This is a genomic window from Bdellovibrio sp. HCB185ZH (assembly GCF_047302455.1).
GTDB lineage: Bacteria > Bdellovibrionota > Bdellovibrionia > Bdellovibrionales > Bdellovibrionaceae > Bdellovibrio.
This window is the reverse complement of sequence record NZ_CP178624.1, coordinates 782,633-803,610: the sequence shown is the minus strand read 5'-3', so window position 1 is coordinate 803,610 and position 20,978 is coordinate 782,633. Positions and strand designations below refer to the sequence as shown.

Sequence of the window (20,978 nt, the reverse complement as noted above, 5' to 3'; positions counted from 1 at the left end):
AAAGGGCGCTGGGGCGTCCTTTTTTCGTTTTAAAGTGCCCTTAAAATGCTTGCTTTTCATCAGTATTCGACCTAAAACCATGAGTCCGTATTTATGACTGACTAGGGCACTACTAAGAGTCTTCCCCATCGGGAGGAACGCCTTATCGGAGACAAGGGAATACCTATGAAAATGCGTACTCACTCAGGCGCTAAAAAACGCATGAAAGTAACTGCGAGCGGTAAAGTTAAGAAAAAAAGCACTCGCATGCGTCACTTGAACTCTCACATGAGCTCAAAAACAAAAAGACAACTTGGTAAAACATCTTACGTAGAAGACGCGAACATGCTTCAAGCACGTCGCTGCCTAGTATTCTAATTCGTTTTTAGTTAATTAAATTTTTCTCCTACGCCGTAATTAGAAAAACTGGCAGTAGACAAATAGAGGTTCAAAATGGCTCGTGTAAAATCTGGTAAAACAAATCGTGCTCGTCACAAAAAAGTTCTTAAAAGAGCAAAAGGTTACTACAGCGCTGGTTCTCGTGCATACATCCACGCGGTAGAAAAAAATGACCGTGGTATGGCTTTCGCTTACCGCGATCGTAAAGTTAAAAAACGCAACTTCCGCACTTTGTGGAATCAACGTATCAATGCAGCTGCTCGTGCAAACGGCACTACATACTCTCGTTTGATTGGTGGCTTGATTAAAGCTGGCATCCAAGTTGACCGTAAAGTTTTGGCTAACTTGGCTATCACTGATGCAGCAGGCTTCACAGCTCTTTGCAAACACGCTTTGGCGTAAGCCGCAAAGCTCATAAGGAGCAACGGCAATGAACGAATCCAATACGCAGTTTGAAAACAGAAAGCGCGATCATATTAGAATCGCGCTGGACCCAAGGTCTCAGACTGAGGGACAAACCGGATTGGATTCGATCGAATTAATTCATGAGGCTCTGCCTGATTTGAATTTTAAAGAGGTCGATATTTCGACCTCTTTTTCTTTTTCTAAAGGGAACTCTTCCCAAGCTCTTTCGCTGTCTTCCCCGATTTTTATTTCTTCAATGACCGCGGGCCATGAACATGGTCGTGAAATTAATATGGCTTTGGCTCGCTTAAGCGATCGTCGCCAGATTTTAATGGGTGTCGGATCACAACGTCGTGAATTGAATGATACCAATGCTGCCGAGGAATGGACACAGGTGCGCAAAGTCGCCCCCAAAGCCCGTTTGCTGGGAAATATTGGTATTGCACAATTGATTAAAACTCCCTTGGATGGCATCCGCCGATTAGTGGATGCGACGGAAGCTGTCGCTTTGTTTGTCCATGTGAATCCTCTTCAGGAAGTCTTGCAGCCAGAAGGTACGACAGACTTTAAGAACTCCTTACAAGCCATTGAAAACCTCGTGAAATTCGCAGAGGTTCCTGTGATAGTGAAGGAAGTTGGATGTGGGTTTTCCGTCAGTACTTTAAAGCGTTTAGAAGGCACTGGCATTGCCGCTGTCGACGTCGCTGGAAAAGGTGGAACTCACTGGGGACGTGTGGAAGGTTATCGTTCTGAAAAGAGCGAAATGCTTTATCAAGTCGCTCAAACTTACGCCAACTGGGGGATCAGCACGGTAGAGTCTTTACTTAATGCTGAGGAAGCCCGTGTAAGTTATGAAGTTTGGGCATCGGGCGGCGTGCGTACGGGCCTTGATGTCGCTAAACTGTGTGCGTTAGGAGCGAAAAAGGTCGGCATTGCAAAGCCTTTCTTGGAAGCAGCTTTGCCGGGATCTCAAGATGCTGATTTGGCTCTGGAGAATTTGCTCAACCGTTTGGAAACTGAACTTAAGATCGCGCTATTTTGTACAGGCAGCAAAACACTCGCTGACCTTGCAACGAAGAAGGTGATTCGATGAAAAAACAACTGCAAGAGATCTTTAAAGGTTTCTCAAAACTCACTCGCCAGGAACGTCTTGATTCTTTGGTGGAAGTTGGTGCTTTACAACAAGCAGACGTGGACTACATCTCTAAGGGTGGTTTGCGCGATACGACTCTGGGTGAGAAGTTCATTGAAAACGTAATTGGTTATTTTCAGATGCCATTAGGGGTTGCAACGAACTTCCGTATCGATGGCAAAGACTTCGTTATTCCTATGGCGGTGGAGGAAACTTCTATCGTGGCGGCTGTTTGTAAGTCGGCTAAATGGATCCGTGAATCCGGCTCCATCACAACGGAAGTTGTAGGTGCCGAGATCATCGGTCAAATTCAAATCGCCAAAGTGAAAGACTTTGCGATTTTCGAAAAACAGTTACTCGCTCAAAAAAACTACATGATCGAAATCTCGAACCGCGAAGTGGCTTTTGGCCTTGTTCGTCGCGGTGGTGGAGTCCGTGATATTCAGGTTCGCCGCGTTCCTCGTGGTGATGGCACTGACATGGCCGTGGTTCATGTCCTGATGGATCCATGCGATGCGATGGGTGCGAACATCATGAATCAAGTGTGCGAATACTTGAAGGAGCCAATCGAACAATTCACGGGCGAAAAAGTGACGATGTGTATTCTATCGAACTTGGTAGACACTAAAATCACTCGCGCGGTTGTTCATATTAAAGATATTGATCCTGCGTTGGCAGAAAAAATCGAAGAAGCTTCTTTATTTGCACAAATGGATCCGTATCGAGCAGCAACTAATAATAAGGGCGTCCTAAATGGTATCGACCCGGTATTGGTGGCAACTGGTAATGACTGGCGTGCGGTGGAAGCGGGCATTCATGCTTACGCTTGCCGAGACGGCCAGTATCGTTCGATCACTAAGTGGTACCGTGATAACGGTGGCCTGACGGGTGTGTTCGAGGCTCCCTTGGTTGTGGGTACTGTGGGTGGTGTAACCACTCTTCATCCTACAGCTATGATGTGTATGAAAATGCTCGGCACTCAGTCTGCAAACGAGCTTTCTCGTGTGATTGCGGCGGTGGGCTTGGTGCAAAACCTGGGTGCTTTGAAGGCTCTAACGACTGTTGGAATCATCGAAGGCCACATGAAACTTCATACGAAAAATCTGGCATTGGGCGCCGGCGCTGAAGAGCGTGAGATCCCCGCTGTTCAGAAAAAACTTGAAGAGATTTTGACTATTCGTAAGCGTATTTCCCTTAGCAATGCGATTGAAGTTCTTAAAGAGCTTCGTGCGGGTCAGGCGGCAAGCTCGACTCAGCACCCTCACTAGAGGAGGGCTGTTTGGCTTTGACGTGCACGATTCCTGGTAAGACTTTTTTGGTGGGCGAGTATTTAGCCCTTCATGGTGGACCGACCTTGTCGGCTCTGACGAAGCCTTGCTTTGAATTGATCGCACAAAAAGCTAACTACTCCGGAAAATCCGGAGAGCAAGCCGGATCCCTGGGGAGCATTCATCCTGAATCTCCTGCAGGAAAATTCATTTTAGATCATTCCGATTACTTTAATAAATTCGACCTTCAGTTTTCCGATCCTTATCAAGGAATGGGTGGCTTTGGTGCATCAACAGCTCAGTTTTTGGGAGCCTATGCTCTTTGGATGTATCAAGAATCTCATCAGATCGGGATGGAGGCTCCGTTTGATTTCAAGCACTTGCTTTCTGTATATCAGAAGTATGCTTGGAGCGGTCAGGGCACTCCACCCAGTGGCGCGGATCTGATTGCGCAAATGAAGGGGAGCATGTGCTTCTTTGAAAAGCGCAAGGGATTGGTTTCAGTCGCAGGCTGGCCGTTTGAAGATCTGGAGTTTTATCTGATCCATACGGGCAATAAAGTTGCGACTCATGAGCATTTAAAGAGCTTAAAAGAATTCGATTCCAGCGTTTTGGAAAAAGCTGCTTATCAAGTGCAGGACGCGTTTGCGACTGCGAACTCGGCAGAGCTGCTTGCGGGTGTAAAAGCCTATGCTCAAGCTTTGCAGTCTTTGGGATTCACTTGTGAGCCGACGCTAAAACTTTTGGAAGGCATTCGTGCCGTGCCCGGAGTTTTGGCGGCTAAAGGCTGTGGCGCCTTGGGTGCCGATGTTTTGTTTGTTTTGACTCAGAAAAATAAATCTGCGGCCTTGGAACAGTATTGCCAGTTGGTGAATGTGAAGCTGGTGGCTTCACACCGAAGTATTTCGCTGGGGCTTCAAGTGGCAGAACGCACTGATGCTGTCGGTGTGGTTAAGGAAATGTAGTTATGAATCAAGTTTTAGTCTCCGCTCCATCTAATATCGCACTTATCAAGTACATGGGTAAAATCGAAGGCACGGGGAACCAGCCGACGAATGCTTCCTTGTCCTATACTCTGGAAAACTTGCGCACGTTTGTGCGTTTGACCGAGATCGATGGTGGTGCGGATACATGGAAGCCTTTGATTCGTGAAGATCTGGAAAAGATCGATCTTTCTGAAAAAGGCCAGCAGCGGTTTTTAAAACACTTTGCAAATCTTAAGGCCAAATGGGGCGTGACGAAAAACTTCCTGGTGGAATCTGCGAATAATTTCCCCTCTGACTGCGGTCTTGCAAGCTCGGCTTCCAGCTTTGCGGCTTTGACTTTGGCAGCTGCAGAGATGTTTCAAAAACTAAATCCACAACCGTGGGGAGCTGATCTGAAAACTTTGTCAGAGCTTTCTCGTCAGGGTTCTGGTTCTTCTTGTCGTTCTTTGTTTTCTCCTTGGGCTTTATGGAAGCATGAGTATGCGCAGCCGATGAATTTACCTGTAAAAAACATGCATCACATCTGCGTGGTCGTTGAAGCTTCTAAAAAAGAAGTGTCTTCGTCGGAGGCTCATAAACTGGTTACAACGAGCCCTCGTTTTGAAGGCCGTGTAGAGCGCGCTGAGCTTCGCTTGGCGGATTTAAGTCAGGCTTTGCAGTCCACGGACTGGCACATGGCTCGCCAAATTGTCTGGGATGAATTTATCGATATGCATCGCCTGTTTGAAACCAGTCAGCCAGCATTTAGCTATATGACTGATGCTTCCAAACAAGTCTTAGAAGAGTGTCAAAAACTTTGGAACCGTTGGCAGGATGGTCCGTTGGTAACGATGGATGCGGGCGCTAACGTGCACATGCTTTTCCGTCACGATCAAATCAAACGTTACTCTGAATACCGCGAGCATTTTGGTAAGCAGTTTAAGATTTTAGCTTTTGAAGGCGTCATTCCAGATGTCCACTAACTTTCAGTGCACAGCTTACGGTAAATGGATTTTAGCCGGCGAACACTCTGTGATTCGTGGCTATCCTTCATTGGTATTTCCGATTCCTTCACGTACTTTGGAATTGGAATACAAAGCGGGTGATCATCCGTTGCAACTGGAACTTCGTGGCGATCACGGACAGGAATTGCAACTATTGATTTGGGGAGTTCTGGAAAGAGCTTTCCAATTAAAAGGCATTTCTCGTCAAAATTTGACGGGCACTTTATATATGGATTCTTCCTTGCCAGTGGGCGCGGGCATGGGTGCTTCGGCAGCTTTGTGCGTGGCCTTGACTCGTTGGTTGGGTCACTTGGGTTATGTACAGGAATCAGAATATTTTGATTTTGCCCGTAATCTGGAAGATCTTTTCCACGGCGAAAGCAGTGGGATTGATATCGCTGTCGCTTTATCTGGCGAAGGTTTGCGCTTTGTCCGTAATGGCGAACGCAAGCAAATCACTCCGAAATGGAAACCTCGTTGGTATATTTCTTATTCCGGTAAGCGTGGTGTGACGGTGGATGCTGTTAATAAGGTGAAAGACCTTTTGGCGAAGCAACCTCCGACAGGTCAGCAAATTGATCTGAACATGGCTAAAGCCGTTGAGACCGCTCAGCAAGCGTTGATGATGGATGAAGAACAAGGTCGAAAGGCCTTGGTCCAGGCCATCGAAATGGGCGCTGATTGTTTTGAGCGATGGGGCTTGAATGATGGCGCTCCTGCAAATCACATCCAGTGGCTGCGTGATCAAGGCGCTATTGCCGTCAAACCCACCGGCTCAGGTGGTGGTGGCTATGTAATATCCCTGTGGGATAAAGAGCCCACGGCGGAAGCGCTGAAAGAATTAATTCCCTGCTAGTCAATGACTTAGCGATGGCCAGGCCGCCTGCTTAGCTTGTTTGGTCTGTATGTATGAAAGTCACGGTTAAGCTTTAATTGATTCCATTGGGGGAGTGATGGCATATCTAGCTCCGTTCCATTCAGAGTTCAGTTCCTCATTGCCATAACTCTCGGAGTTGTTCGCTGCATAATCCACGCAATCGAGTTTTCGAATAGGATCGACCCTTCACTTCCAATTCATTTAGCTGAATATAATCTCTAACAATTAAATAAGGTTTATAACCTTTGATCACCCGTGAAAAAGGTCGATATTTCCAGACCCTGGGTCCTTCACTTCGACTGGCGAAGGTATCGGTCAACACTTGCGCAAACTGTCCCGCTAATACTCGAAGGAAACTTTTCATCTGCGCCCGTGTCGCTGAGCGAGCTAATATATGGACGTGATCCGTCTGTACTGAAAATTGCTCGATCTTGACGAAGAATCGGATCGAGTACTTTTTAATAAGTCTATTAATCAATGCAAAATTACGCGGGCTGCGTAGCCCACCCTTGACGGCGTTTTTGTTCACTTTAAAAACTAAATGCAGCGGGTCCCTGGAAGAAAGAGGTCTTGCGCCTCGTCCTTTCGCGGATTTCCGAAGAGTGCCGCCGTGGCAGTATCGATATTTCCAATGAATATTCAAGGCGGAAAAAGTTTGTTGTTTCATGAATTAGCTCCTTTAGGGGCTGGATCAATTTTCGCCAGTGGAGGTATCGGTCATGATAGATGGGTGCCTTTCATGAGTCGCGACTGACATGCTCCGCTTACGAATCATTCAGATCGTGGATCGCATCGCGAATGACCGATACCCCCGAGATCGATTTTGTGATGCAAATTTGGGAAGCGCGTGAAATCGGCGGAATTTGATTGGAGAGTGAAGCGGGTCCGAGACAAGGATGGATGGAGTGGTGCGGGCCGCAAGTAAAAAACAAACCCACACCATTGCTGATGTGGGTTTGTCGGAATGAATTTTTATGGGTTGTTGAGGGTTATTTGCAGATCGAAATGGCTTTCGTGGCTGCGACTATTTTTGCGTAAGGTGAGTTTGTGGAGCGTAGGACTGCCCAGTAACGAGCGCCTCCGCGCCAGCCGCCGCTGACTTGACCAGCGATACGAGCGTCTTTGCCCATCCAGCGATTTAAGATACGGATACCGCAGCTCAAATTTTTGTAAGGGTCATGAAGATCCGTTGTCGACTTCAAACCACATCCATAAGCATTGCCGCTTTCAACAGAAAGTTGCAAAAGGCCAGCGCTGATGACGTTGTTGCCGGAGCTGTCGTTAAAGTTCTCGGTGTAGTTCAAGTTCGTATTGAAATTGCTTTCATACCTCGTCATCTGAGATAACAAGTACACCCAGAAATTCTTGCGTTGATCACGAGTCAGGCTGTTGTACTTAGGGCAGAATGTCGTGCCATCAGCCGGAATAACATCCAGGAGATCGTCGCCCAAAACATCAAGTTGAGTCATCACGTGAGCAGTCCAGAGTTTGCCATCTGTTTTAGCAGCTTCCCAAATTGGAGCTACAGCCAATGCGCCAGGACTTGGGCTCGCAGTCGGAGTCGGCGTTACCGTTGGAGACGGTGACGGTGAAGGGGTTGGTGTTGGATCAGGGGTCGAAATTCCGGAAGATGAATTGTCATCGCCGGTCGTGCTAGAAAGTTGACTGGAGCTGAGGGAACCATTGTTTCCACAGGCAACCAGAAATCCCGAGATCAAAATAAAAATTGTTGTTTTTAGTTTTAATCTTGCCATGACAAACAGATCGGTCATGACCCGGAAAACCTTTACAGTTGCGGAAACTGTTTAAAATGTGAACGGCAATGAGTGTCTTTTGAGACTAAAAATTAGACGCTAGTCGCGTGAAATACACGACGGGCGCGGATCTCAGAGCGTAGACTCAGAGTGAATGCTCTAGTGAATATTTCGCAACGTCGAGTGAATATCCTGACGGAAAAGTCGCCAGACGGGAGGAAGGCTTGCAATCATCACAGCGATGAGTGCAAACGCTCCTGTTACGAATATAATCCACCACGGCCAATTACTTGCAGTCGGAGCAGGCAGAGTGCTTCCGGCTGTCACAAGAATCACAGGACTAAGAATGAATTCCAGAAATGCAGCGATAATGATAGCGGATAATCCCATCATCAGGCCTTCTGTTATCAAGAGACCCGTTAAATCACGACGAGAACGTCCCAACGCGCGCAAGACAGCTAACTCCACCGTGCGATCTTCAATGCGCGTGTAAAATACCGCCAACACCGTCAGCGTGCTTAATAAAAGAAGAATGCCCACAACTAACAATTGCAGAGTTTGGTTAGAGCCTGCGAGTTCTTGAAGCCGATTTTTTTCTTTTTCCACGAATGCGATTTGCGAAACTGTTCGTTGGTTGATGAGGCTCGCTAACGAATCCTGTCCATCCGGCTGGATGTTTAATATGAAATAACTAAGAACTCGAGGCCCCCATATCGTTTGATAACCAGGGGTCGCGGCAACCGCTGTTTGTGCCGTCGTCAAATTCGTAAAGATTCCTTTGTCCCAGGATTTATCGGTGGGCTTTAAGATGCCGGAGATTTTCAAAGGAAAGGCTGAACTGGGAATTTTTGATCCAAAGATTTCTGCGTGAGCATGGATGTTTTGTCCCAGCTTTAGTGACCGAGTTTGTGCCACTTTCGAGCCAATCATTGCTTCTCCGGGATTTTGCGGAAATTGACCTTCCAGCAGTTGCGGAGCAGAATCAGCGGGACTCATCGAGAGTAAAGATTCATCGGTCCCGACCAATTTAAATTCTTTGTACTTGCCAAAAATTAACAGCGGCGTGATGTGAGACACTGTGAAGCCACTTTGAAATTTCGCTTGATCTTCAAAGGAGATGTCATTTCTTGCTTTCAAATTTTCGTAGAGATTTTGGGGAATATAATTCGGCACCTCGCCCTCAAAGTTGAGCGCGCCCAAAAGAATGTCGATGCCTCCGGATTTTGCTCCCACAATGGCATCACCTTGGGGGGCTAAAGTGTCAAAGCGCGAATGGGAAAGTACTTCCAATTTTAAAAGAACCGTCACAGCAGCAATAGCGACAGCCAATGAAAGCACTGTGATTGCGGTCGTTAGCAAATGGCGCTTTAAATAAAGGTAGGAAAGTCGCAATAAACTCATATCGCGAACTCCTTCATGTCTAAAATGCGCGTGAAGTATTTTTCCACGCGATGATCATGGCTGACCATGATCACAGACGGGTTGTGGGATCCCTCGACGAGAAGCTTCATGACTTGTTCAGAGTTTTTGTCATCAAGACTTGAAGTTGGTTCATCCGCCAAGATGATCGCTGGCATCAGTCCTAATGCGCGGGCGACGGCGATTCTTTGCTGCTCACCCAGACTCAAGCTTTGCGTGCGACTATTGGATTTGTCTTTTAAGCCTACAGCAGTGAGCATCTCTAGGGCGGCATTTTTACTTAAGCCCACCAACTCCAAATTCTCAGTCGCGGTTAAATACGGAAGAAGGTTTAGATTCTGAAACACCAGGGACATATTCATTTTGCGAAGATGGCTGATTTTGTTTTCAGATAGTTTAGTGACAGATTCTCCATCCCAAAAAACCTCTCCAGATGGGGGAGTATAAAGGCCAGCGAGCAGATGCAAAAGTGTGGTTTTGCCTGTGCCGCTGGGACCTTTAATCAACACGCGCTCACGACTTGCGATAGTCAGTTCAGGCAGTTTAAAAAAAGGCGTGACAATATTCTGCAGGCGAAGTTCCATAGCAATATGCTATGCGTGGGTCACTTCAAGTTCAAATAATACTTGCGCTCTTTCTCCGGGAATTTTTCTATAGCATAACGAAGCATCGTGCGTGGCATTTGGGTGGCGTATTTATCTAAGAATTTTTTCTCGGCTTTGGCGTCACGATTTCCCACTTCACGAAGCATCCAACCGACCGCTTTGTGAATCAGATCATGATTGTCCTGCAAAAGAATTTCCGCGATTTTAATTGTATCGACAAAATCTTTTTGGCGCAGGAAATGAAAGGTCGACATGATGGCGATTCTTCGCTCCCACAGATTTTTTGATTTTGCGTATTTGAAGAGGATCGCGCGGTCTTTTTCAAACAAGTAAGGCCCCAAAACAGCCGGGGCAATGGTGTCCACGAGGTCCCAATTGTTGATGCCTTTCCTATATTTAATTAAGAACTTGAAAATGCGGGTTTGCCCGGCCGCGTTTTCCTTATGAAACCTTTGTGACAGAATTATTAAGGAAATGAGTCGTTCCTCATGAATCGGGGACTGGATAAGGGTTGCTAGCTCTGTATAGGGTAAGTCCTTGAAAGTCTTAGCAAGAGCACGGCTTTGACCGACTGTAAGGCCCACAAAGACATCGCCTTCAGCGTACTCACCCGGGCCGGTTTTAAAGAATTTCTGTAATCCAGGAACGCGGGATTTGCTTTGCAGGCGCTTCATTTCTTTTTGGATTGTCATGATTTGATCATATTCCATTTTAATCACCCGCGTCGATAGCGTTTTGATAAACAACAACGCTTGATTGGAGTCATGGTCTTCATTAGGATGCGCCTCTATTCTTTAACAAATTTGAATACTAAAAAACAGGAGAACAAAATGAAAAAGTTTATGATGATGCTTTTGTCTTTGAGCTTTGTTGGTACGACAGCAATGGCGTTCGAAGGTGCATTCGTTCCAAATGAAGATGGCGCGACAGTTCAACCGTTGAGAGGCATTTGCCCGGCTAAACCAGTTAAAAATGGTAACTACTGCAAACCAGTAGGCAACTCTTGCCCATCAGGCTACGACCAATTCGCAAAACTTTGCTGGGGTGGTTGGAGAAAAGGCTTCTACAAATGTGGTATCTCTTGTAAGCCGAAAGAACAATGCGGTTGGAACCCACACGGTGATTGGCGCTGTGGTAACCCAGGTTACGGGCCAAACCCTGGTCATCACTTTGCAGCGTTTGAAGGTGCTTTGAACTTGAAACAAGACGGCGCAGTTGAATTGAAAGCCGCTAAAAACATCTGTGAAGACCAAGGTCCTTCTGCAGGTGATAACGAGCAGTGGATAGTATGTCGCCCAGCTGATGGCGTGAACTGTGCTCCAGGTTACAAACGTATGCACAAGTACTGCTTTGGCGGCTTGAAAAAACCTTTGTACCGTTGTGGTTATGTTTGCGAAAAATCTCGCAATGCTAATGACGATGGCAACGGTGGCGGCATTAACTAGTTAGTTGAGTAATTTAAGGCTCCCGCGCAGGGGGCCTTTTTGTTTTTTTGGAGAATATATGAAAAAAATGATGATGATGCTTTTATCTTTGAGCTTTGCAGGTACGACGGCAATGGCTTTTGAAGGCGCTTTCGTTCCAGGTCTTGATGGTAACGCCAGCGTGCAACCTTTGAAAGCGACTTGCTCCGCGGAACCAACACCAGGTGGCAACTACTGCAAGCCAGTTGGTAACTCTTGCCCTGCAGGTTATGACACTTTCGCAAAACTTTGCTGGGGTGGTTTGAAAAAAGGTCTCCACAAATGTGGTATCTCTTGTAAACCTAAATCTCAATGCTCATGGAACCACAGTGGTGACTACCGTTGCTCTTCCAGTGATCGCGTTCACACTTTGTCTGCTGTTTCAGGTGCTTTGCAATTGAATGCAGAAGGTGGTCTTGATCTTGTGAAAGCTAAAAAAACTTGTGAAGACTTAGATCCAAGCGATGCTTACGAAGGTCAAACTTGTGCTCCGGCTGATGGCAAAACTTGCTACGCTCCATACAAGCGTCATGCAAAATACTGCTTCGGTGGTTGGAAACGTCCTTTGTATAAATGTGGTGTCGTTTGCTCCGTACCTCGTCAACCGACTCAAAACTAAGATCTTTGATTGTACGTTGAAGGCTTCTTTCGTGGAGCCAAATGAAGCCTGTTCAGAAATGAACGGGCTTTTGTTTTCGATGCTAAAGTGTCTGTGAGAGTGGGTGCGGAATGAAAAACATCATTTATGGATTGTGGCTTTTTTCGTATCTGCTCCTGTCCTATTTCTTTTTCGTGGAAAGAGATTTTGCTACTTCGTTTTACATATGGTTGGGTTTGATCGCGTGTGTTGGTCTTATAAAATCTCAGCGCGAGCCGTGGAAGCTCCTGATCCTGATCGGCGCCTGTTTCACAGTTCTAAAGGCATTGCATTTCTATAGTCCATTTACCATGTGGCCGATGGATTTCTATCTGGTGGCGCTTTTTGGATATTTGCTGCTTCGATTTGGATTTCGTAAAACTCCGGAGAAATTAAAATGGTCCTTCGTTTTTTCTAAGCGCGAATGGGCATCGATTTTCATCATTAATGTTCCCGCCGTCGCGATTCTGCTTTGGTATTTTCAGCTTCATCCCCACGTGGCAGAGGAGTTTCCGGAATTGAATGTTCCCACTTGGGGACTGCCGTTAGTAGTTCTGGTGATGGCGGCATTAAATGGATTGCGAGAAGAGATCTTTTTTCGCGGCCTGATCCAACCTGAATCTACTTCTAAGAACGCTCCCATGTGGTTTGTGATTGCGTTGCAGGCGGTCCTATTTGGGTTCTTGCATTATGCGTTTTCTTTTCCCGAAGGTTGGGTGGGCGTCCTTATGACAGCCGTTTGGGGAGCCGCCATTTCTTTTCAATACAGACTTTTTAAATCAATTTCTCTTGCATGGGTTACCCATACAATGGCTGATGCGATCATGTTTGGGATCATTCTGTGTGTACGATCTTAACGGGTGTTTTCATTAAGGAAACACTTTTGCGTTAAGGAATGAATCATTACCGAATTAATCAGTGACAGAATTTCGGTTCAGAATTTAGCTCAGTGAACTTCAAACAAACAAAAAGGAGTCACTATGAAATTCTTGTCCACACTTGTTCTGTTGTTCGCGTTCTTGGGTTCAGCTGCTCACGCATACCAAGGAACTTTGCACTTTGCTGCAGATGGTTCTGTTGTCGTTAAACCTCTTGCTGCGAAATGCTCTGCAGACGTTGCAAGTCTAGAGGACGCGCCGGTTTCTTGCGATGCGAATGGTAAAACGTGTCCACAAGGCTATACTCGCACAAATAAATACTGCTGGGGTGGTTGGGACCAAGGTTTCTATCGCTGTGGGGTTGCCTGTAAGAAACAAGCGGATTGCGCAAACGGCCCGTATGCGAATCCTAAATGCGGTAACCCGGGCAGCGGCCATAATCATGGCAGCAACCCAGGACATGGCTAAATTTAAGAATGTTTCTGCGCGTAACTAAAGAGCGCGATAGAAGCCGCCACAGTGGCGTTGAGTGATTCAACGCCGTCTGTTGGTACAGACAGACGATTAAGGCCTTTGATGCCGCTAAAGCCAGGGCCTTCTTCACCAATCACCAGACGCAAGTTTTTTGGCCAGTTGAACTTCGCAACATTTTCGCCCTTCATATCCAGAGCGTAAAGATCGCTGTTCGTCTGGATAAGTTCCAAAAATTTACCAGCTTTGAACAAGGGAAGTTTCAGTAAAGCTCCGGCTGAGGCTTTGATTGCTTTGGGATGATAAGGGGAAGAGCTTTCCTCAGTCAGAATAATCTTGCTGACTTTAAAAGCCACCGCAGAACGCGCCAAAGCGCCCAGGTTCGAAGGATCTCCCAAAGGAGCAATCACTTCCAAGCCTTCCACTTTTGCTGAGGCATTCAATGGTTCAACAGCCTTTGGTTCCAGAACCAAAAGATTAAAGTGAGTTCCTACGACATCCACTTCATTAAACATCGCTTTCGGAAGTTTATAGATAGGAATGCGCTGGGTTTTAGAAATCGGGTGAGTCAATGTCACCGATTTCAAATCTTCATGCACGATCTCGGCCTTGATTTTGTAATTCGGATTTTCCAGGAATTCCTGAATAAGCTTTTCGCCCATCAAGATAAACTCACCGTGTTTTTTAATACCACGAGAAGAAGCTAAATCCGTCCAGCGACGGAAGTGTTCGTTGGTTTTTGAAGAAATCTCGATCATTTGTAAGCCGCCCAACGTTTTTTCTCTTCGGGAGAAAGTTCCTCAAATAGCATTTCTTCGCCCTCATCGTATTCCGGCAAAGCCATGTGTTTGATTTTTTCATAAACCACCATGCGGCGTTCATGGGGAGTGTGAGGCAAAGAGTAGGCTGTGTCTTCAACCAGTTTGAAATACTCTGACCAGTTTTCTTTGGCCATTTTGATTTCAGGATCCACGCCCGGGCCCTTCATGAAATACACGCGGCCGCCAATGTTCAGGCAGTTGATGACATTTCCCAAAGTATTGCCGATGTCTTCCACGGCGCGAGTGATCGCGCCATTCACAGGATACACGCAGTGTTTATTAATATTGCGGCCCAGGATATCAAGCTTTGGCAGTTTCATTTCAGTGCGCACGTGCTTTAAGAATTCCACACGGCGTTGCACACCCTCACCCAAAAGAATTTGTTCATTCGGGTACATGATTTTTAAAGGAATACCAGGAAAGCCAGGGCCGGTACCCACATCCAAAAGGGGAAACTGAAGCTTCGTGTATTTCATGATGATGATGGAGTCGATGAAATGCTTGATCGCGATATCTTTTAATTTTAACAGGCGCGTGAAGTTTTCTTTTTCCTGATTCAACATCAACAGGCGATAGAAGTGAGCGAGTTGGGCGCGTTGCTGGTGGCTGACTAAATCGAAATCGTGATTGCGAAAGATATCCGCCAGACGATCGTTCGCTTCGTTCAATTCAAAAATGGATTCTGGTTTTTTATGGCGTCCCTTTTGTTCAGAAGGAGCGGCGGCCGCAAACTTTGCACCCATCGCTTGAGCGCGGGCTTCTTGGCGGGCTTTATAGGGACTGTAATTGGTTTTATTTTTATGTGCCATGCAGGGTCGCAGTTATACCTCTTTTTCCTTGAAGATAGAAGGACTTAGCGCCTTTTTAGGGGAAATCGCCTCACCCAAGAAAAGAGCCCTGTAAAAAGCCCCAGGCCCGGGCTGAAATGTCGGAATTTTAGACATCTTTGAGGGGCAGCAAGGACGGAGTCGGGAGGTGAATAAATACTACCCGCAGGGCAATATGAGGTTCATGATGAATCCAGTGAGGGGATTCATCATGGCAAAGGCAAACGGTAGCGCAAACACCAGTCACTTGGAAAAATTGGCTTCTTCGGTCACGAATTGGGCGGAGAAATGGTTTCCTGATTCTTATATTTTCGCTGTTCTTGCGATCATCGTGGTGAGCCTTGGTGCCTTTTTAGCGGGAGTTTCGCCAAAAGCCGTGGCGACTTCTTTTGGTGACGGGTACTGGAGTTTGATTCCGTTTACGATGCAAATGGCAATCGTCACTATATCGGGCTATATCGTGGCTTCGTCTCCTCCCGCGGGCAGGTTAATCAATTGGCTTGCTAAACTTCCTAAAACAGAACGTCAGGCGGTGGCCTATGTGGCGTTCTTTACGATCTTAGCATCCCTTTTAAATTGGGCGTTCAGTTTGGTATTCGGTGGTCTTTATGTCAGAGCGATTGCTCGTCGTACCGATTTGCGTGTGGATTATCGGGCGGCAGGGGCTGCGGGTTATTTGGGATTGGGAGCAACTTGGGCTTTAGGGCTTAGCTCTTCGGCGGCACAGTTGCAAGCAAACGTGGATAGCATTCCAAAATCATTACTGCCAATCACAGGCGTCATTCCCTTTGCCGAGACGATATTTTTGCCCCAATCCCTGGTGATGCTTGCCGTGCTTTTGATTGTTTCAGTTGTCATTGCTTATTTGTCGGCACCCACGCGCGAGCGCGCAGTGACAGCGCAAGATTTGGGTATTGATGTCCAAGATGATGTCGAAAAATCCATCGCTCCGCCGAAACAGCCAGGGGAATGGTTAGAGTATTCTGCGATTCTTACGATCTTGGTGGTGGCCTTGGGTTTTTGGTGGCTGGCGCAGGAGTTTGCGAATAAAGACGTGATCATGGCTATCTCCAACTTAAACACGTACAATTTTTTATTCCTTATGCTGGGGATGCTTTTGACATGGAGACCGAAACGCTTTTTGCATTCCGTTGCAAAGTCAGTCCCTTCGGTTGCTGGTATCTTGATTCAGTTTCCACTCTATGGAAGTATTGCCTATATCCTGACGAAAGCACAGGGTGCGGACGGTCAGACGTTGTCGCATCATATTTCTAATTTCTTTGTTTCGATTTCGACGAGAGATACTTTCTCGGCGTTGATGGGAGTTTACTCCGCGATCTTAGGATTCTTTGTGCCATCAGGTGGTGGTAAGTGGATCATTGAAGCACCTTATCTGATGCAGGCCGCAAATGAACTGAAGGTGCATTTGGGTTGGACCGTGATGGTTTATAATGCGGCAGAGGCATTGCCGAATCTGATCAATCCGTTCTTTATGATGGCGCTTTTGGGAGTGTTGGGATTAAAGGCGCGGGATATCGTGGGTTACACTGTCACTCAATTGGTTGTTCATGCGCCGTTGGTGATATTTATGTTGTGGGCCCTGGGGGAGACGCTGACGTATCATCCGCCCGTTATCCCATAAAAAGAAAAAGGCAGCTCAGAGGCTGCCTTTTTTTATTTTCCGTAAGGAGATGATCCGCCTTCGGAGCTGACGCCACGATAAATACGGCTGCCATCTTGGCGGGCTCTTTCGTTATAGGATTCTTTTTGTTTTGTCTTAGCTGCGGCGTAAGCGGCATCACGTTGAGCTTTTAAAGCTTGTTCTTTCGCTTCACGAGTCCACTTAGCGATGTTGTTGCCCTCTTCGTTTAAACGATCCAGCTCTTTCAGGGAAGCATCTCTCTTAGCTCTGTATTCACCAGCCACTTTTTTATAATGTTCAGCTTCGGCTTTAGAGAACTCCATTTGTTTTTGAGCTTTGGCTTTGCGCTCTTCGTTCATTTTGATTTGACGTTGGTATTCTTTCACTTGCACCGTCAGCTGTTCTTTTTCAACACGGGTGCGCTGTGCTTCGCGAGCTGCTGCGGCTTCCATGTTTTTTGCTTCTTGAGCAGATTTCATCGCCTGTTGTTTCATTTGCTCTTTGCGGATTTTTTCGCGAGCCAGAAACTTTTGCTGTTCTTGTGCGTCGATCTTAGCTTCTTCCGATTGACCCATGGACATCTCGGCTTCGATATCGGCTTCGATTTGTGCAAAACTTTGGTGTGAATATGTCATCATCGCCAGAGCGATCAACAAGTACTTCATAAGAACTCCCATGGGAATTATATCGGCGTCGAGAGAACTCGACTGAACGTCTTGAAGTCTGTTTCTCATGGAACAAATGCTCTTTTCCGAGGGGAAATCTCAGTTTGATACAGGCCTGGACCGGCTGGTTTTCTGGGATTTGGGGGTGAATTGCTTAAATCCTTAGCAGGAAGGTATTGCTGCCATGAGCTAACTTGGGCCAAATCCTTGAATTTAGTGGGTTTTGGCGGGATATTTGGTCCCTATGAGCACAAGCAAACTCGACTCCATTAAAGAAGCAGCTCTGGCGGCCTTCAAGGCAGCGCCAGGCTCGAAGGAACTTTACGATCTCAAGGTTCAGTATCTTGGGAAAAGTGGTTCATTGACTGAAATCATGAAAGAAATGGCTTCGTTGCCGAAAGAGGAAAAACCTCTTTTTGGTAAGAAGGTCAATGAAGTGAAAGCGGTTCTTGAAGCTGCATACACGGAAGCTGAAGAAGCACTAAAAAAATCTGAGATCGGTGCAAAGATGGCAGCTGAAGAGCTGGATCTGACTTTGCCAAGCGCTTCGCGCGCCAAAGGTTCTCAGCATCCTGTGAACATGGTGATCGAAGAGATCTTTACGATCATGTCGCGTTTGGGTTACTCCGTGCGCACGGGACCTGTGATCGAAAAAGATTACTACAACTTTGAAGCTTTGAATATTCCTGCAGATCACCCTGCGCGTGACATGCAAGATACTTTCTTTATCGATAAGACTCATGTGTTAAGAACTCACACGTCGCCAATCCAAATCCACACTATGGAAACTGAAAAGTTGCCGTTGCGTGTGATCGGTACGGGTCCTGTGTTTCGTTGCGATAGCGATATCTCGCATTTGCCGAACTTCCATCAGATTGAAGCTTTGTGCGTGGACGAGAAAGTTTCCATGGCGGATCTTAAAGGCACGATCAGTTTCTTTGTTCGTGAATACTTTGGTCCCGGTTTGAAAACTCGTTTCCGTCCAAGCTTTTTCCCATTCACAGAACCTTCTGCAGAAGTGGATTGCTCTTGCCCTATTTGTAAAGGCAAAGGTTGCAGCCTTTGTAAGCAAACCGGTTGGATCGAGATCGGTGGTTGCGGTTTGGTGAATCCAAAAGTTTTCCAGATGGCGAAAATTGAATATCCAAAATATCAAGGTTTCGCGTTCGGATTTGGTGTTGAGCGTATGGCCATCATCAAGTACGGCATCGAAGACATCCGTTTGTTCCCTGAAAATGACGTTCGTTTCTTAAGGCAGTTTGTAAAATGAAGATCAGCTTAAAATGGCTCCAAGAATATGTAGATGTGAAAGAGTTCTTCTCTAAGCCAGAGGAACTTGCTGAAACGTTGACTCGTGCAGGTCTTGAGGTTGAAGAGATCACGAACCTTGCGAAAGATTTCAATCACGTAGTGATTGGTCACATCCTTGAAAAAGATAAACATCCGAATGCTGACAAGCTTTCTTTGTGTCGTGTATCGACTGGTGATGTCGTTCACCAGATCGTTTGCGGTGCTCAAAATCACAAAGCGGGTGACCGCGTGATCGTGGCGTTGCCAGGCGCCGTTTTGCCAGGCAATTTCGCGATTAAAAAATCGGCGGTTCGTGGTGTGGATTCTGCTGGTATGCTGTGCTCTTTGAAAGAGTTGGGGCTAGCGAAAGAATCTGATGGTATTGAAATTTTGCCTGCTGATGCTCCAATTGGTAAATCATATGCGGAGTACGGTGGTTATGACGATATCACTTTCGAATTGAAGGTGACTCCGAACCGTGCGGACTGCTTAAGCCACTTTGGTTTGGCTCGTGAAGTGGCATGCTTGCTATCGAAAGAATTGAAAGCGCCAAAAGCCGAACCTAAATTGGGAACTAAATCTTCTAAGAGTGAAATCGCTTTGGAAGTGAAAGCTTTCGATCTTTGCCCTCGTTACACGGCTCGTGTGATCAAAGGTGTTAAAGTAGGTCCATCTCCAGCGTGGTTGAAACACCGTTTGGAATCTGTGGGCATGAACTCCATTAATAACATCGTCGACGTGACGAACTTCGTGATGATGGAATTGGGTCAACCTCTGCATGCTTTCGATGCAAAATTCATCGGTGGTAAAAAGGTTATCGTGGACCGTGCAACAGCGGGTGAGAAATTCACTACACTTGATGGCACTGAGAAAACTTTGACGGGTGATGAACTGACAATTCGTGATGCCTCTCATCCAATGTGTTTGGCGGGTGTTATCGGAGGTAAAAATTCAGGAGTGACTGAGGCGACTGCTGAAGTGTTCTTGGAATCAGCTTACTTCGTTCCAATGAGTGCTCGTAAAACATCCCGTACTCATGGAGTGGATACAGATTCTGCTTACCGCTTTTCTCGCGGTGTGGATCCAGATGGGGCTTTGCGCGGTTTAAACCGTGCGACAGCTTTGATTTTGGAAGTCGCTGGTGGCGAAGCTTACGCTGATCATCACGATTTCTATCCAAATCCGGTTAAGAAAAATCCGATTTCGATCACAGTGAAAACTGTGTCTGATCGCTTGGGTTATACGGCTATTGAGGCGCAATTCGTCGATTACATGAAACGCCTGGGCTGCGGAATTGAAAAAAATGGCGAGACGTTCAAAGTTTTACCACCAACATTCCGCTTCGATCTTGAGCAAGACATGGACTTGGTTGAAGAGTACGCGCGCTTGAATGGTTACGACCATATTCCTGAAGCATTGCCAGTCTTCACAAACCCACCAGCTCACCACGATAAAGGTTTCTTGCTGAATAAGTCAGTAAGTGAGCTTGTGCGTGCGGATGGTTTCCAGCAAGCGTTTAACTTTGCCTTCGTTGGTTCTAAAGCTGAAAAAGCATTCTTGGGCGATGTTTCCACTATGAAGGCAGCAGGTCTCAATGCGACTGCTAAAGAAATCCGCATCATGAATCCTCTGAATGAAGAGATGGATGTGATGAGATCTTCCTTAAGCTTTGGCTTGTTCAGAAATCTTACGACGAATTTCCATTATGGCAACATGATGGGGCGTTTGTTTGAGATCGGTTCGACATTCTTTACGGGCGATGATGGTTCTTATGGTGAAAACCCGCGTTTAGGTTTTGCTTTGTGGGGCCGCAATGAAAACCTTTGGAATAAATCTTTGGATTATCCAATCGTGTTTGAATTGAAAGCAACTGTTGAGACTCTTTTGAAATCTTTGAATATTTCTTCTTACACTTGGGTGACTCCTGCAAACAAAGCAGAGGTTCCAGCTTTCATGCACTCGGGGCAATTTGCTCAGTTGTTGGTGGAAGGTAAGAAAGTGGGCTTTATCGGAACGCTTCATCCAGTTTTGCTCGATGATGCAAAGATCCGTGTGCCTGCAGCAGTGGGTGAGTTCGACCTTGAGCAATTGTACAAGGGTCAGCCTCGTCCATTCCGTATTCAAAGCGTTTCTAAGTTCCAGGTTGTTGAGCGGGACTTTGCTTTCGTCATGCCAAAAGCATTGAAGGTGGGGGATGTTCTAAAAGACATCCGCAAAGCTGCGGGGGCGCTTCTTGTGAATGTTGACGTGTTTGATTTGTACGAGGGCGACAAAATGGAAGCGGGTAAGAAATCCGTGGCCATCCGTTTGTGGCTTCAAGACAAAAATGGCACGCTGCAGGAAGAGCAGATCTCAGGAGTGACAACGAAGGTTCTAGAGTCTTTGAAAAAGAATTTTGATCTTTCCGTGAGATAAATTCTTGATTGTTTTCAGATGCTTGTTACGCTTTAGTTAATTAAGCCCGCGAAGATATTCGC

22 protein-coding genes are annotated in these 20,978 nt (G+C 46.4%); 14 read left to right on the top strand and 8 right to left on the bottom strand.

Features of this window, described 5'->3' with window-relative positions:
• Positions 1-165 precede the first annotated feature (165 nt).
• The 7 genes from rpmI to ACLSU7_RS03955 all read left to right on the top strand — a co-directional run bounded on the left by rpmI (position 166) and on the right by ACLSU7_RS03955 (position 6,008).
• Positions 166-357: a 50S ribosomal protein L35 gene (gene rpmI, locus ACLSU7_RS03985; RefSeq protein ID WP_088614378.1), complete on the top strand. Its 192-nt coding sequence runs from the start codon at positions 166-168 to the stop codon at positions 355-357.
• 75 nt (positions 358-432) lie between these two features.
• The gene (gene rplT, locus ACLSU7_RS03980; protein ID WP_413294259.1) at positions 433-780 is read left to right on the top strand and encodes a 50S ribosomal protein L20; all 348 of its coding nucleotides are present in this window, start codon (positions 433-435) and stop codon (positions 778-780) included.
• 28 nt (positions 781-808) lie between these two features.
• Entirely contained in the window at positions 809-1,876 is a 1,068-nt protein-coding gene (fni, locus tag ACLSU7_RS03975; RefSeq protein WP_413294258.1) for a type 2 isopentenyl-diphosphate Delta-isomerase, read from the top strand.
• Positions 1,873-3,183: a hydroxymethylglutaryl-CoA reductase, degradative gene (locus ACLSU7_RS03970; protein WP_413294257.1), complete on the top strand. Its 1,311-nt coding sequence runs from the start codon at positions 1,873-1,875 to the stop codon at positions 3,181-3,183. The genes fni and ACLSU7_RS03970 overlap by 4 nt, the downstream gene beginning before the upstream one ends.
• Positions 3,184-3,194: 11 nt before the next feature.
• Complete coding sequence (locus ACLSU7_RS03965; protein WP_413294256.1) at positions 3,195-4,148, top strand: hypothetical protein; 954 nt, start codon at positions 3,195-3,197, stop codon at positions 4,146-4,148.
• Positions 4,149-4,150: 2 nt separating this feature from the next.
• Positions 4,151-5,131: a diphosphomevalonate decarboxylase gene (gene mvaD, locus ACLSU7_RS03960; RefSeq protein WP_413294255.1), complete on the top strand. Its 981-nt coding sequence runs from the start codon at positions 4,151-4,153 to the stop codon at positions 5,129-5,131.
• A complete protein-coding gene (locus ACLSU7_RS03955; RefSeq protein ID WP_413294254.1) occupies positions 5,121-6,008 on the top strand; it encodes a mevalonate kinase in 888 nt (295 codons plus the stop codon). The genes mvaD and ACLSU7_RS03955 overlap by 11 nt, the downstream gene beginning before the upstream one ends.
• Positions 6,009-6,144: 136 nt before the next feature.
• On the opposite strand, the gene ACLSU7_RS03950 is transcribed toward ACLSU7_RS03955, so the two are convergent.
• From ACLSU7_RS03950 to ACLSU7_RS03930, 5 genes are all read right to left on the bottom strand, one after another.
• Entirely contained in the window at positions 6,145-6,696 is a 552-nt protein-coding gene (locus ACLSU7_RS03950) for a transposase (RefSeq protein ID WP_413294253.1), read from the bottom strand.
• Positions 6,697-7,018: 322 nt separating this feature from the next.
• Positions 7,019-7,783, bottom strand: coding sequence for a transglycosylase SLT domain-containing protein (locus ACLSU7_RS03945; RefSeq protein ID WP_413294252.1), 765 nt, complete (start codon positions 7,781-7,783; stop codon positions 7,019-7,021).
• 159 nt (positions 7,784-7,942) lie between these two features.
• The gene (locus tag ACLSU7_RS03940; RefSeq protein WP_413294251.1) at positions 7,943-9,184 is read right to left on the bottom strand and encodes an ABC transporter permease; all 1,242 of its coding nucleotides are present in this window, start codon (positions 9,182-9,184) and stop codon (positions 7,943-7,945) included.
• Positions 9,181-9,786, bottom strand: a complete 606-nt coding sequence (locus ACLSU7_RS03935) for an ABC transporter ATP-binding protein (RefSeq protein WP_413294250.1) — start codon at positions 9,784-9,786, stop codon at positions 9,181-9,183. The genes ACLSU7_RS03940 and ACLSU7_RS03935 overlap by 4 nt, the downstream gene beginning before the upstream one ends.
• A gap of 20 nt (positions 9,787-9,806) precedes the next feature.
• Positions 9,807-10,517, bottom strand: coding sequence for a DNA alkylation repair protein (locus ACLSU7_RS03930; protein ID WP_413294249.1), 711 nt, complete (start codon positions 10,515-10,517; stop codon positions 9,807-9,809).
• Positions 10,518-10,637: 120 nt separating this feature from the next.
• On the opposite strand from ACLSU7_RS03930, the gene ACLSU7_RS03925 reads away from it, so the two are divergent.
• The 4 genes from ACLSU7_RS03925 to ACLSU7_RS03910 all read left to right on the top strand — a co-directional run bounded on the left by ACLSU7_RS03925 (position 10,638) and on the right by ACLSU7_RS03910 (position 13,253).
• Positions 10,638-11,252, top strand: coding sequence for a hypothetical protein (locus ACLSU7_RS03925; RefSeq protein ID WP_413294248.1), 615 nt, complete (start codon positions 10,638-10,640; stop codon positions 11,250-11,252).
• Positions 11,253-11,310: 58 nt separating this feature from the next.
• On the top strand, positions 11,311-11,889 hold the full coding sequence (locus ACLSU7_RS03920; RefSeq protein WP_413294247.1) for a hypothetical protein: 579 nt from the start codon (positions 11,311-11,313) through the stop codon (positions 11,887-11,889).
• Positions 11,890-11,999: 110 nt separating this feature from the next.
• Entirely contained in the window at positions 12,000-12,764 is a 765-nt protein-coding gene (locus tag ACLSU7_RS03915; protein WP_413294246.1) for a CPBP family intramembrane glutamic endopeptidase, read from the top strand.
• Between the two features lie 123 nt (positions 12,765-12,887).
• On the top strand, positions 12,888-13,253 hold the full coding sequence (locus tag ACLSU7_RS03910; RefSeq protein WP_413294245.1) for a hypothetical protein: 366 nt from the start codon (positions 12,888-12,890) through the stop codon (positions 13,251-13,253).
• A gap of 2 nt (positions 13,254-13,255) precedes the next feature.
• On the opposite strand, the gene ACLSU7_RS03905 is transcribed toward ACLSU7_RS03910, so the two are convergent.
• Positions 13,256-14,014: a TrmH family RNA methyltransferase gene (locus ACLSU7_RS03905; RefSeq protein WP_413294244.1), complete on the bottom strand. Its 759-nt coding sequence runs from the start codon at positions 14,012-14,014 to the stop codon at positions 13,256-13,258.
• Entirely contained in the window at positions 14,011-14,886 is an 876-nt protein-coding gene (locus tag ACLSU7_RS03900; RefSeq protein WP_413294243.1) for a 16S rRNA (guanine(527)-N(7))-methyltransferase RsmG, read from the bottom strand. The genes ACLSU7_RS03905 and ACLSU7_RS03900 overlap by 4 nt, the downstream gene beginning before the upstream one ends.
• 229 nt (positions 14,887-15,115) lie before the next feature.
• On the opposite strand from ACLSU7_RS03900, the gene ACLSU7_RS03895 reads away from it, so the two are divergent.
• Complete coding sequence (locus ACLSU7_RS03895) at positions 15,116-16,546, top strand: short-chain fatty acid transporter (protein ID WP_413294242.1); 1,431 nt, start codon at positions 15,116-15,118, stop codon at positions 16,544-16,546.
• 32 nt (positions 16,547-16,578) lie between these two features.
• Here the strand turns inward: ACLSU7_RS03895 and ACLSU7_RS03890 are convergent, their stop codons facing one another.
• The gene (locus tag ACLSU7_RS03890) at positions 16,579-17,280 is read right to left on the bottom strand and encodes a hypothetical protein (protein ID WP_413294241.1); all 702 of its coding nucleotides are present in this window, start codon (positions 17,278-17,280) and stop codon (positions 16,579-16,581) included.
• Positions 17,281-17,455: 175 nt separating this feature from the next.
• Here ACLSU7_RS03890 and pheS point away from each other — a divergent pair, with 175 nt between their 5' ends.
• Together pheS and pheT are read left to right on the top strand one after the other, a co-directional pair.
• Complete coding sequence (gene pheS / locus ACLSU7_RS03885) at positions 17,456-18,481, top strand: phenylalanine--tRNA ligase subunit alpha (protein ID WP_181607082.1); 1,026 nt, start codon at positions 17,456-17,458, stop codon at positions 18,479-18,481.
• A complete protein-coding gene (gene pheT, locus ACLSU7_RS03880) occupies positions 18,478-20,916 on the top strand; it encodes a phenylalanine--tRNA ligase subunit beta (RefSeq protein ID WP_413294240.1) in 2,439 nt (812 codons plus the stop codon). Before pheS ends, pheT begins: the two co-directional genes overlap by 4 nt.
• The last annotated feature ends 62 nt before the right edge of the window (positions 20,917-20,978 follow it).